Source organism: Clostridium sp. TJA032 (assembly GCF_058310275.1).
In genome coordinates this window covers 1376259-1389363 of the sequence record NZ_JBZEFB010000001.1, presented here as the reverse complement: position 1 = coordinate 1389363, position 13105 = coordinate 1376259, and the positions used below count along the sequence as shown (strand labels likewise).

The following is a 13105-nucleotide window of genomic DNA, read 5'->3' as shown; positions in this document are numbered from 1 at the left end:
TTTTTATGTACTAAATTCTATAGTTTAAATCCTAAATAAACTTCAAAGATTGCAATTACTATGAAGTAAACACCTATTATAAATGGTGTAGCAACTAAGAATGACATTGGCTCGAATAATATTAATAAACCTAATATTATTGATAATACAGAATATAATGTTGTAGCATTAAATCCAAATGTTTTATAAGTGAATTCACCTACAAGTAAGAATACTCCGTTTACTAAAGCCCATGAACCATAGAAAACAACTAATATATCAACACTTTGTAAAGGTACAAAGCATAATATTAATCCAAATAAAATTGAAATTATTCCATTTAATATATATAGTCCCTTTCTTGATGATCTGAATGCTCTAATAATTGAAAGAATACCTGAACCAATTATTAATATTCCAGCTACTATTGTAAAATATAGTAATGATTCCATTGGTTTAATAAAGAATAAAACACCTACGATTGCTAATAGGACTCCGCCTAATATGCAAAATAATTTACTACCTTTTCCCATTTAAATCACTCCTTATGCAAAAAAATTTAGAAATATTACTATAAATAGATAATAACATCTCATAAAAAATTATTCATGTTTTAAATTTAACATATATTTTTTTATTGCTATATAAATTTAATACTTTTAAATTGAATTGATAAAAAAAGTAATAATATATCGAATGAAAAGGTATTTATTAGAAGAATTATGAAAAATTTTATCAAAAAATGAGAAAATAACAAAAAGGATTCTTAGGTTAAAAATTTATAAATAGAGAAAGTCAAATAAATATAAAAAATCTCCACTATGAAAATGTTTAAATGCTCTATATAATAGAGGTGTAAACGATATTAAGGGATTGAAAAACGAAGGTTTAATAGGGAGGAAAACATTATGTTAAAATTTAAAAAACTAATAGCTTTAACCGCTTGTGCTATGGTAACTGCATCTGTTGCTTTAACAGGATGTGGATCAAATAAAACAGCAAATGCTGGAGAAGGAGATACTGTAAATCTTACATGGTACACGATTGGACAAGCACCTAAAGATTTAGAGATGGTTCAAGAAAAAGCTAATGAATATTTAAAAGACAAAATCAATGCTACTATTGATATGAAATTTATTGATTATGGTGATTATACTCAAAAAATGGGAGTTATAATAAATTCAGGAGAGCCATATGACTTAGCATTTACTTGTTCATGGGCAAACCCATACTTAGAAAATGCTAGAAAAGGAGCTTTCCTAGAAATAGATGAGCTTTTAGAGACTAAGGGTAAGGATATGAAAGCTGCAATAGATGAAAGATTCTGGGAAGGAGCTAAAATAGATGGAAAAACATATGCAGTTCCTAACCAAAAAGAAATAGGAGTTGCTCCTATGTGGGTGTTCACAAAGGAATATGTTGATAAATATAACATACCTTATAAAGACATTCATTCTTTAGAAGATTTAGAACCTTGGTTAAAAGTAATTAAAGAAAATGAGCCAGATGTTGTTCCTTTATATATAACAAAGGGATTCTCAGCACCAGCTTACTTTGATCAATTAGTTGACCCAGTAGGTGTTGAGTATGGTGATGAAAGCTTAACTATTAAAAATATGTTTGAAACAGATAAAATGAAGAGCGAATTAGAAACATTACAAAAATATTATGATGCAGGATATATAAATAAAGACTCAGCTACAGCTAAAGATGATAAATCAGTTAAGAGACTTGTAACAAAAGCTGATGGACAACCTTACGCTGATGTATTATGGTCAAAAGATTTAGGTTATGAAGTTGTTTCTTCACCAATTATGGAAACTCACATAACTAATGGATCTACTACAGGTTCAATGATAGCTATTTCTAAGACTTCAGAAAATCCAGAAAAAGCTATGGAGTTTTTAAATCTATTAAATACTGATGTATATTTAAGAAACTTAATAAACTACGGTATAGAAGGAGTACATTATGAAAAAACTGGTGATACTCAAATAAAATTAACTGATAGAGCAAAAGACTATTCAGTAGGATACTATACTTTAGGTAACTTATTCATAACTTATACTTTAGATAATGAGCCAGTTGATAAGTGGAAAGAGTTTGAAGCTTTCAATGATGATTCTATTGAATCACCAGCTTTAGGATTTAAATTTAATACTGAAAAAGTAAGTAACCAAATTGCTGCTATAAACAACGTTCTTGAAGAATTTAAATCAACTATCTATAGTGGATCAGTTAATGAAGCTGAATACCTAGAAAAAATGAATAACAAGTTAAAAGAAGTTGGAATAGACGAAGTAATTTCAGAAATGCAAAGTCAAATAGATGAGTGGAAATCTTCTAACGGAAACTAATAAAATTTAATTAAATTTAAGGGCATGTATTAAAATAATTTTTATAAAACTTACAAACATATTTTAAGAATTGCTAGATTAGCTAAAATTTATGATTAATAGTAATACCTAAATAAATCATAAAATTACACTCTAGATATTCTATATATTGTTTGTAAGTTTTATTATTATATTTTGATATAGCACTTAATTTTTAAAGCTTTTATATATTTATAAAAATAATAAAATTGGGGGAATTTTTTATGAAAAAATATGCAGTTGTAGATATTGGAGGAACAAGTATAAAGCATGCTTTAATGAATGAAAAAGGAGAAATTTTAGAAAAGGGAAGTATAAAAACAGAGGGAGATAATATAGATAAGTTTATTGAATCTATAGGAAATATTGTTGACTTATACAAGGAAAATAATGAAATTTCAGGATTAGCATGTAGTTCACCAGGAGCTGTAGATGTTAAAAGTGGTTTTATAGGAGGAGGAAGTGCAATTCCTTGTATTCATGGACCAAATATTAGAGAATTATTAGAAAAAAGATGTAACTTAAAAGTAACTATTGAAAATGATGCAAACTGTGCAGGTTTAGCAGAAGGATGGCTTGGGGCAGCTAAAGATGTTAAAAATTATGCTTGTATTGTAATAGGAACAGGTATAGGAGGATGCATAGTTATAAATGGAAGTATATTAAGAGGAAAAAATCTTCATGGAGGAGAATTTGGCTATATGTTTACTAAAGATAGTTTAAATAAAACAGATAGAATTTGGAGTGAAGTTGCCTCTACAAATGCATTAGTTAAAAGAGTAAGCAAAATAAAAGGAATAGAAAAAAAAGAGCTTGATGGTAAAAAAGTTTTTGAAATGGCCGAAAAGGGAGATAAAGAAGTTATTAATGAGATAGACTTATGGTATATGGACCTTGCAAGAGGTATATATAATATTCAGTATATAATTGACCCAGATAAAATAGTTATAGGAGGAGCAATAAGTTCTAGAGAAGGCTTTGAGAAGAAAATAAATGAAAAACTTTCTTTATTAAAAAGTGATATAGCAACTTTAGATATAAGTGTTGAAAAGTGTAAATTTGAAAATGATTCAAATTTAATAGGAGCTTTATATAATTATCTTTTTTAATATGAACTTATTATTTAAAGAAAAATATAAACAAAAGGGGATATATTATGACACAGTTAAACTATAGAGAAAATTTAAATATGAAATTTAAATCTTACAAGGGTGGATTAAGAGTTTTTAAAAACTATGAAATTGATGATAACAATATAAATGTTTATTTTTCAAATTTAAAAATAACTTTAAGTATATTTAAAAACAATATAGTTAAGGTTTTTATAGGAGATAAATATGAAGAAAGTATTTCTACTAATGCTGTATTAAATAATTTAGAAAAGGGAAGTTTTGAATTAGAAGATAAGGACAATTTTTTAATTATAAAGGGAGATAAAATTTTAACTTTTGTAAATAAACATAATACAGAAATAAGTTTTAGAGATTTACAGGGCAATATAATAAATGAAGATTTTCAACCTAGTTTTAAGGATGAAGAAGGAAATATATATATATCTAAAATAAATGATTGTATGGCTTATTATGGTTTAGGGGAAAAGGGAGGAGACTTAAATAAAAAGGGATGTTATACAGAAAATTTTAATACTGATGACCCTGAAACAGAGGATAACTCTGTAACCTTTTATAAGACAATACCATTTTATGTAGCTTTAAAAGAAAATGCAACTTATGGAATGTTTTTTGATAATAGTTTTAGAAGTTATTTTGACATGGGAAAAGAGAGAGAGGATAGAATTTTCTTTGGAGCTATAGGAGGACAAATCCAATATTATTTTATTTTAGGTGAAAATATTAAAGAGGTGGTAAAAAACTACACTTATTTAACAGGTAGAATGGAAATGCCTCCTCTTTGGAGTTTAGGATATCAACAATGCAGATTTAGTTATTTTAGCCAAGAAGAAGTTAGAGAGTTAGTAAGAAATTTTGAAGAAAAGGAAATACCTTTAGATGTAGTCTATTTAGATATAGATTATATGGATGGTTTTAGAGTTATGACTTTTAAAGAACCTAATTTTGACAATGCACCTTCTCTTATTAGTGATTTAAAGAATAAAGGAATAAGAACAATTACTATTATTGACCCAGGAGTTAAGGTTGATGAGGAATATGAGGTATTTAAAAGAGGAAAAGAAGGAAATCACTTTACTAAAAAATTAGATGGAGAATTATTTATAGGAGCAGTTTGGCCAGGAGATAGTGCTTTCCCTGATTTTTCAAATAAAGAGTGTAGAGAATGGTGGAAAAGAGAACTTAAAAAGTTTATAAGTGAAAATAAAATTGATGGTATTTGGAATGATATGAATGAACCCTGTGTTTTTAATAATGACCATAAAACAATGTTAGAAAGTTGTCTTCATAATAGTGATAATGGAATTATAGAACATAAAGAATTTCATAATAGGTATGGCTTTGAAATGAGTAGATGTTCTAAGGAAGCTCAAGAGGAATTGCATCCTAATGAAAGAGGATTTTCAATGACTAGGGCTACTTATGCTGGTGGACAAAGATATTCATCAGTATGGACGGGAGATAATATGAGTCTTTGGAGTCAAATGAGAATGTCTATATCAATGAATGCTAACTTAGGTCTTAGTGGATTTTCCTTTGTTGGGAATGATGTTTCTGGTTTTGGCTTAGATTCAGGAGAAGAATTGTTTATAAGATGGATGGAACTAGGGCCTTTTATTCCTATATTTAGAAATCATTCGAATATGTATACTAGAAGGCAAGAGCCTTGGGCCTTTGGAAAGAGAGCTGAAAAAATAGCTAAAAAATCTATAGAGTTAAGATATGAATTACTTCCATATATATATAGTTTATATTATATATCACACAAGGAAGGGCTTCCTATTTTTAGGCCTATGATAATGGAATATGAAGAGGATATTAATCTTTTAAATATGAGAGAGCAGTTTATGTTAGGGGAAAATATGCTTGTTGCACCAGTATTATATGAAGGGGAAAGAAGTAAGACTTTGTATTTGCCAAAGGGAGTATGGTTTAACTACTTTACTAATGAAAAATTACAAGGTGGGAAATGGTACAAGCTTCCTTGTGAGCTAGATGAAATTTTAGTTTTTGTTAAAGAAGGTACAATAATACCAACATATGAGAAAAAATTTAAAAATGTTAAGGAAAGACCATTAGATATTCTTCTAAAAGTATTTGGTGAAAATGCTAAGGGGTTTGTTTATAATGATGATGGTATTTCTATGGAATATTTAAAGGGAAAATTTGATTACATCTATATAGAAGTTATAGAAGGAAAAGAGAAATTTAATATTATTAATAAGGGATATGGAATAGAGGATTTTAACATTAAAATAATAAAATAAATTTACTTTGAAAGGTTTAAGTTTAAGACAAGACTTAAACCTTTATTTTTTTATAAAATTTTAATAATATACAAAAAATAAAGTAATTTAAAGTTATTTAAAGAAAAATTAGGATGCTTTTGGAAAATAGCTATTATGAATGAAATTCACTTATATTGCTTTAATTTTAATAGGGTGTTAAAATTAGTGTGTAATATTTAACGTTAAAATAATTTATAATTAATTTTCTATTAAATCTTTAAAAAATAAGCTTTTTTTTAAATAATATAGAAAATTTAATTCCCATTGATGATTAGGAGGAAAAACATGGGTAATAGCAATAATGAAAAAAAACTTATGTGGTACAACCTAGGTTTAATGGCCTTTGTATCTGTTTGGGGCTTTGGTAATGTAGTAAATAACTTTGCTACACAGGGGTTAACAGTAGTAACTTCTTGGATATTAATAATAGCACTATATTTTGTACCTTATGCTCTTATGGTTGGGGAATTAGGCTCAACATTTAGAGATAGTAGTGGAGGAGTAAGTTCTTGGATTGGAAAAACTATGGGACCTACTTTAGCTTACTTAGCTGGTTGGACTTATTGGGTAGTTCATGTACCTTACTTAGCTCAAAAACCACAAGCTGTTCTTGTTTCTTTAGGGTGGGCTGTATTCCAAGATGGAAATACAATAAAAGAAATAGACCCTAAAATTATTCAAGTAATTTGTTTGTTAGTATTTTTATTTTTTGTTTGGATTGCTTCAAGAGGAGTAAATTCTTTAGGAAAAATAGGAACTATAGCAGGAACTGCAATGTTTGTTATGTCAATACTTTATATAATACTTATGCTTGCAGCACCAGCTATTAGAGGGGTTTCAATAGCTAGTCCAAACATGACATCTATAAAAACCTATATACCAAAATTTGATTTTACCTATTTTACTACCATAGCTATGTTAGTATTTTCAGTAGGAGGAGCAGAAAAGATATCTCCATATGTTAATAATATGAAAGACTCTAAAAGAGGTTTTTCAAAGGGAATGATAGCTTTAGCTATAATGGTTGCAGTTACAGCACTTTTAGGTTCTGTAGCAATGGGTATGATGTTTGATGCAAATAATGTTCCTGATGATTTAATGTTAAACGGTGCTTATTATGCATTCCAAAAGCTTGGAAATTATTATGGATTAGGAAATTCTTTATTAATTTTATATGCATTAGCTAATTTTGCAGCTCAAGTTTCAGCTTTAGTATTTTCTATAGATGCACCATTAAAAGTTTTATTATCAGATAGTGATTCAAGATATGTTCCAGTTGCTTTAACTAAAACTAATAAAAATGGAGCACCTATAAATGGATATATAATGACTTCTATATTAGTTGGAATTTTAATAATAGTTCCTGCTTTAGGAATTGGAAACTTTAATGAATTATTTACTTGGTTATTAAAATTAAATGCTGTAGTTATGCCAATGAGATATTTATGGGTATTTTTAGCTTATATAATGTTAAGAAGAGCAGTAAAAGGAAAGTTTAATTCAGAGTATAAATTTGTTAAAAATGATAAGTTAGCAATAATAATAGGAATGTGGTGTTTTGCCTTTACAGCCTTTGCTTGTATTTTAGGTATGTTCCCAACAGATGTTAAAGCATTTTCTGGAGAATGGATATTTAGGGTAGGAATGAATATAGGTACTCCTATAGTCCTAATTGGTTTAGGATTAATATTACCTAAAATAGCTAAAAGAACAAATGGAAAAAACAATGAAAATTCCTTAGGGGATGCAAATCCTACAAATTAAAAAAGAAAAGACATTCTTCTATTTAAATAGAAGAGTGTCTTTTTTTGATATATAATTTTATTATAATGACAAATTATATTAAATATGGTAATATGATAAGTACAATATACTTTGATAATCAAAGGAAATTCATAATAAGTACATAAAATAGTAATTTTTAATATTAAAATTTAAAAGGTAATTATTAGGAAGGGAGCGATATTAAAATGATAGTAGAACCAAAGTTTAGAGGTTTTATATGTACAACTGCACATCCTACAGGATGTAAAAAAAATGTTGAGAATGAAATTGAGTATGTAAAGGAAAAGGGTAAGATAAAAGGTGCTAAAAAAGTTCTTGTATTAGGATGTTCAACAGGATATGGTCTTGCAAGTACTATAGTTTCTTTAGAAGCTTGTGATGCAGAGGTTTTAGGAGTTTCTTTTGAAAGAGAAGCTAAGGGGAAAAGAACAGCTTCAGCTGGATGGTATAATGTAGAAGCCTTAAAAGGCTTTGCAAAAGATGAAGGAAAGAAATTTATTTCAGTAAATGGAGATGCTTTTTCTAAGGAAATTAAAGAAGAAGTTATTGACATAATAAAAAAAGAAATTGGAAAAGTTGATTTAGTTATATATTCCCTAGCAGCGCCAAAGAGAAAAGACCCTGTTTCAGGCGAGGTTTATACTTCTTCATTAAAAACTATAGGAGAACCTTTTACAAGTAAAACTTTAGATTTCCATACAGGAGAAATCCATGAAATAACAATAAATGAAGCTACTGAAGAAGAAATAGAAGGTACAATAAAAGTAATGGGTGGAGAAGACTGGCTTTTATGGATTAAGGCTTTAAAAGAAGCTAATGTTTTAGAAGAAGGTATAAAAACTATAGCTTATTCTTATATTGGACCAGAAGTAACATATCCTATATATAGAGAAGGAACTATAGGAGTTGCTAAAACAGATTTAGAGAAGAAAGCTAAGGAGATTAGTGAAATTTTAAGCCCATTAAAAGGGGAAGGTATAATTTCTGTAAATAAAGCTTTAGTAACACAAGCTAGTTCCGCTATACCAGTAGTATCTTTATATATTTCAATTCTTTACAAAGTAATGAAAGAAAAAGGAACTCATGAGGGCTGTATTGAACAAATATACAGAATGTTTAAAGAGGTTTATGGAGAAGATTTAGTTTTAGATTCTGAAAATAGAATCAGAATAGATAATTTAGAAATGGATGAAGAAGTTCAAAAAGCTATTGAAGAAATTTGGCCACAAATAAATAGTGAAAATGTTTTTGAATTAAGTGATGCAGAAGGATTTAAAAATGAATTCTTTAAACTTTTTGGCTTTGGAGTAGATGGAGTAGATTACTCAGAAGAAGTTGACATAACAAGAATTTAAAAATAAAAATGCTAGGATTTAACCTAGCATTTTTATTTTTACTTTAAATATTAAAATATAATAAATAGAGATAGTATTATTATTATTAATCCAGCAACTAAATCGCTATTTTTTGAAAGATTTTTTCCTTTTATTTTTTTTGAAAAGAAAAAACCTAAAGAAACAAATATTAAGGAAATAACAAAAGTTATTAAAGTTGTTAATGTTATATCAATTCCAGAAATACTAGCACCTATGCCTAAACCAAAATTATTTAGGGAAAGTGCTAAAGATAAACTTAAAGATTCTTTAAAATCAATATTACCAGAGTTATCTTTATCTGCTATTTCTGGATTATCTAAAAGGAAAATTGGAGAATTACTTTTTTCAGAGTTATTACATATATCTTTTTTTTCTTTAAAATAAGAATATATTGAATAAACGCCTAAAAGCATAAGTACTAAGCCACCTAATATATCTCCTAACTTAATAGGAATTACATCTATTAAAAACTTTCCAATAACCATAGAAATTAATGTGCCAAAAGCAGATATTGATGCTATTACAAGGGTGCTAGAAAAATTTATTTTTATGTTCTTTAGCCCATAAGCTAGAGAAACTACAAGAATATCTAAACTTGATGCAATTACAAAAAGAATTATGCTTAAAAACACTTTTATGCCTCCAAAATTTTACTGTTACTTTCAATATATTTTAACAATATTTAGATTGTGACAATTTTAGAGAGTATAAATAAATCTAGAGTTGAGATAAATAGTAAGATAATTTTTTTTCGGGAAATTCTAATTTTTTTATTAGTTTTTTTATGTAATTTCTTGATTTTTCAAAATCTTTCTTTAAAATTAGTTTATTTAAATAATTAAGTTCCCTAGAATTTATATATTCCTTTATATATTCTTTAGCTATAGGAATGGAGTTTTTAAGTAGAGCTTCTCTTTCAGAGAGAATTAAGTCATCTATAAAGTTATAAAATTCTATAATACTTTTAGAAAATTTATTATAATTTTCTAAAAAGTTTTTATCATATTCTCTCCATAAAATTTCGTAATTATTCTTTTCATTTTTTATATCTTCATAGCTTAAAAGATTTTTTCTTTCTTTAATTGAATTTATGCACTTAATAGCAGAAATATCTTTATCCTTAACTTCTAGCATTATATCAGGAGAGAAGCTTTTAACTTCTTCATAATAATTTAAAAATGTGCTTATTCTTATAGTTTTAGAATGAGAACCTATTTTTTTAAACATGTCTTGTTGGCTATAATGTACTTTCATTGGACCATCTATATTAATATTCCATGTTTTAGAAACTAATTCATATATATCTTTAAGGCTTTTAAAGTTATTTCCATAACAAAGATTATGTAAATTATCAAATATTACAGGAACATTTATTTTAGAGGAAATTTCTAAAACATCTTCTAAAGAAAAATTTCTTTCATCATTTTCTATAACTAGTCTTTTTTTTGAGGAATCTGAAAGCATTTTAAAGGTTTTTATAAAATTTTCCTTTGCTAAGGACTTATTATTATAGGTTCCTCCTATGTGAATAATTAATTTGTTTTTATAGTCTAGGTTTAGAGAATCTAAAAATTCACAGTGATATTCAAAATCTCTAATAGACTTTTTTACTACATCTTCTTTAGGACTATTTAAAACTGTGTATTGTCCTGGATGCATTGAAACTCTTATTCCTTCTTTCTTTATTAAATTTCCTATATGCTCTAATTTATCTTTAAAAATTTTTCTCCAATCAATCTCGTTTATAAAATGGGAACCTAAGGGAATAATATCAGAGCTTATCCTAAAAAGATAAATATTATTTTTTACATTCCATTTTAATATTTTTTCTAAATCATCTAAATTTTTTTCCGTTAAGGATAAAAATTTATCTTTAGAAAAATCCTTTAAAAGTAGCTTTCTATTTGTTTTTGCATTAGTAGTAATAGGAATACAAGCATAACCTATTTTCATATAAATCAATCCTTTCTTAAAACAAAACAGTTTATTTTAAATTAAAAGAAAAAAGTTAATAAAATGTAAAAATAAGTGAATAAATCTCTTAATTTATAAATTAATAATTTTGTAATAATTCCTTTGTAAGTTGTGTGGCAAAATTATATTAGAGAATGAGATATATTTAGATTTAAGAAGTTTTAATATTTGTAGTTTGGTTTTTTTAGATTAAATATATAAATAAATTTAAATCTAAAAGACAGTAATATTTATGGGAACATAAGGGTACATAAAATGCCTTTTTAAAAAAAGGTTTAGAGCACATTATATGGTTAATAGAAAAGATTAGTTATATTTAAAAGGAGAAGTTTAAAATTTCTTAGGAAAATTTAAGAAGAACCTTTGATAATAAGGTTGTTTAAATATTAGTAAAACACATAGGTTTAAGGTCTTTTAAGTAAAAGATTAAAAATTAAGTTTTGATGCAATTGATTCATGAAATAAGGGGTAAGTTGTTTTATGAATCAATTGACATGAAAATTTAAATTTTATTCTCAAATCTTATAGATTTTATTCCATTTTTAATGTTTTTTGATAAATTATTAAAAAATAAAAATAAAATATATTTTACAAAATATATGAACAACTGTTATAATGTCATAGGTTAATTTAAGTTATAGGAGTGGAATTTATGGAAAAGTATATATTTTGGGTAACAGCTGTTTTTCAAATAGGCGTATTTGCTCTAATGCTATACTATTTAATCATAGCGCTATTTGGATTCTACAGAAAAAAAGACAAAAAAGTTTTTGAACCGCAAAAGAAATTTGCAATGCTTGTAGCAGCCCATAATGAAGAAGTAGTTATAGAAAATTTAGTTGAAAGTTTAAAACATTTAGATTATCCAAAAGAATTATATGATATATTTGTTATTGCAGATAACTGTACTGATAATACTGCTAAAATCGCAAGGGAAGCAGGAGCAAATGTATTTGAGAGATTTAACAAAGATAAAAGAGGTAAGGGCTTTGCCTTAGAGTGGATGTTTGATAAAATATTTAAAATGAACACTCATTACGATGGCATAGCAGTTTTTGATGCTGATAATTTAGTCGATAAAAACTTCTTAAAAGAAATGAACAATAAGATGTGTGAAGGATTTAAAGTTGTTCAAGGATATATTGATTCTAAAAATCCTCAAGATTCATGGATAACAGAATCTTACGCTATAGCTTTTACATCAGCTAATAGAATGCTTCAATTAGCAAAGAGTAATATAGGACTATCTGCACAAATCGGTGGAACAGGATTTGTAATAGATACAGCTACTCTTAAAAAGTTAGGTTGGGGTGCAACTTGTTTAACAGAAGACTTAGAATTTAGTTGTAAACTTATATTAAATGGTGAAAAAGTTGGTTGGGCACACGATGCTAAAATATATGATGAGAAACCATTAACTTTAAAAGCTTCTTGGAATCAAAGAAAGAGATGGATGCAAGGTTTTGCAGACGTTGCTACTAGATACGGAATGAAACTTTTAAAGAAATCTATAAAAGACAGAAGCTTAGTTGCTTTTGACTGTACTTTATATGTAATGCAACCTTTTGTTACTTTAGCTATGGGATTAGCAGCTGTTTTAACTTTCATACAGGTAAGAGCTGTAGATGGACTTGGAATATTTGTAATAAGTTATTTATTTAATGCAACGGCATGGCAGTTATTCTGTGTATTCCAATTCTTATTAACACCATTTGCTTTATTATTTGATAAGAAGATGAGTGGAAAGTTATTTGCTGTATTAGCATTATATGCATGTAACGTATTTATACAACCATACTTAGTAAATCAATTAGGTATATTAGATAATATCTTTTTACTAACATTATTTAATGTGGCTTATATAGGAATTTTCTTAATAGGAACTTTATTATTCTTAGGAAAGAGAAATTTCCAAATGTTCTACAGATACTTAATTTATCCATTATACATATTAACTTGGATACCAATAACAATACAAGGTATAATAGATAAAGACAAAAAAGAATGGTCACATACTAAACATGTTAGACAAATCGGAATATACGAAGTTTAATTATTATAAGACATCCAAAATGGATGTCTTATATTTTTTTATGATTATTACATAAGAATTTTGACAATATTATTAGAAGAATTTTATTTAAAAATATATATTTTTGTCTTTTAAAATCTTTTGATATAATTAATAATCGTGAAGC

The 13105-nt window shown here is 26.8% G+C and carries 9 protein-coding genes; 6 read left to right on the top strand and 3 right to left on the bottom strand.

Annotation, left to right across the window (positions count from 1 at the left end; translation table 11 throughout):
* Positions 1-17: 17 nt before the first annotated feature.
* Positions 18-512: a DUF308 domain-containing protein gene (locus AC4FRL_RS06415; protein ID WP_491139374.1), complete on the bottom strand. Its 495-nt coding sequence runs from the start codon at positions 510-512 to the stop codon at positions 18-20.
* Between the two features lie 375 nt (positions 513-887).
* Between AC4FRL_RS06415 and AC4FRL_RS06410 the strand changes: the two genes are divergently transcribed.
* From AC4FRL_RS06410 to fabV, 5 genes are all read left to right on the top strand, one after another.
* Entirely contained in the window at positions 888-2336 is a 1449-nt protein-coding gene (locus AC4FRL_RS06410; RefSeq protein WP_491139373.1) for an ABC transporter substrate-binding protein, read from the top strand.
* A gap of 242 nt (positions 2337-2578) precedes the next feature.
* Positions 2579-3463, top strand: a complete 885-nt coding sequence (locus AC4FRL_RS06405; RefSeq protein ID WP_491139372.1) for an ROK family protein — start codon at positions 2579-2581, stop codon at positions 3461-3463.
* Positions 3464-3510: 47 nt separating this feature from the next.
* Positions 3511-5751 (top strand): glycoside hydrolase family 31 protein, encoded by a 2241-nt coding sequence (locus AC4FRL_RS06400; protein ID WP_491139371.1) that lies wholly within the window; start codon positions 3511-3513, stop codon positions 5749-5751.
* Positions 5752-6057: 306 nt separating this feature from the next.
* Complete coding sequence (locus AC4FRL_RS06395) at positions 6058-7536, top strand: APC family permease (RefSeq protein ID WP_491139370.1); 1479 nt, start codon at positions 6058-6060, stop codon at positions 7534-7536.
* Positions 7537-7742: 206 nt separating this feature from the next.
* On the top strand, positions 7743-8912 hold the full coding sequence (fabV, locus tag AC4FRL_RS06390; RefSeq protein WP_491139369.1) for an enoyl-ACP reductase FabV: 1170 nt from the start codon (positions 7743-7745) through the stop codon (positions 8910-8912).
* 50 nt (positions 8913-8962) lie between these two features.
* Here fabV and ytaF read toward each other — a convergent pair whose 3' ends face one another.
* Both ytaF and uvsE read right to left on the bottom strand, forming a co-directional pair.
* The gene (gene ytaF / locus AC4FRL_RS06385; protein ID WP_491139368.1) at positions 8963-9565 is read right to left on the bottom strand and encodes a sporulation membrane protein YtaF; all 603 of its coding nucleotides are present in this window, start codon (positions 9563-9565) and stop codon (positions 8963-8965) included.
* An 85-nt stretch (positions 9566-9650) separates the two neighbouring features.
* Complete coding sequence (uvsE, locus tag AC4FRL_RS06380) at positions 9651-10886, bottom strand: UV DNA damage repair endonuclease UvsE (protein WP_491139367.1); 1236 nt, start codon at positions 10884-10886, stop codon at positions 9651-9653.
* A 673-nt stretch (positions 10887-11559) separates the two neighbouring features.
* Between uvsE and AC4FRL_RS06375 the strand changes: the two genes are divergently transcribed.
* Positions 11560-12960, top strand: a complete 1401-nt coding sequence (locus AC4FRL_RS06375) for a glycosyltransferase family 2 protein (protein ID WP_491139366.1) — start codon at positions 11560-11562, stop codon at positions 12958-12960.
* The last annotated feature ends 145 nt before the right edge of the window (positions 12961-13105 follow it).

Coding starts and splice junctions, on each gene's coding strand:
- AC4FRL_RS06415 (WP_491139374.1), bottom strand. CDS start 512: ATGGGAAAAGGTAGTAAATTATTTTGCATATTAGGCGGAGTCCTATTA.
- AC4FRL_RS06410 (WP_491139373.1), top strand. CDS start 888: ATGTTAAAATTTAAAAAACTAATAGCTTTAACCGCTTGTGCTATGGTA.
- AC4FRL_RS06405 (WP_491139372.1), top strand. CDS start 2,579: ATGAAAAAATATGCAGTTGTAGATATTGGAGGAACAAGTATAAAGCAT.
- AC4FRL_RS06400 (WP_491139371.1), top strand. CDS start 3,511: ATGACACAGTTAAACTATAGAGAAAATTTAAATATGAAATTTAAATCT.
- AC4FRL_RS06395 (WP_491139370.1), top strand. CDS start 6,058: ATGGGTAATAGCAATAATGAAAAAAAACTTATGTGGTACAACCTAGGT.
- fabV (WP_491139369.1), top strand. CDS start 7,743: ATGATAGTAGAACCAAAGTTTAGAGGTTTTATATGTACAACTGCACAT.
- uvsE (WP_491139367.1), bottom strand. CDS start 10,886: ATGAAAATAGGTTATGCTTGTATTCCTATTACTACTAATGCAAAAACA.
- AC4FRL_RS06375 (WP_491139366.1), top strand. CDS start 11,560: ATGGAAAAGTATATATTTTGGGTAACAGCTGTTTTTCAAATAGGCGTA.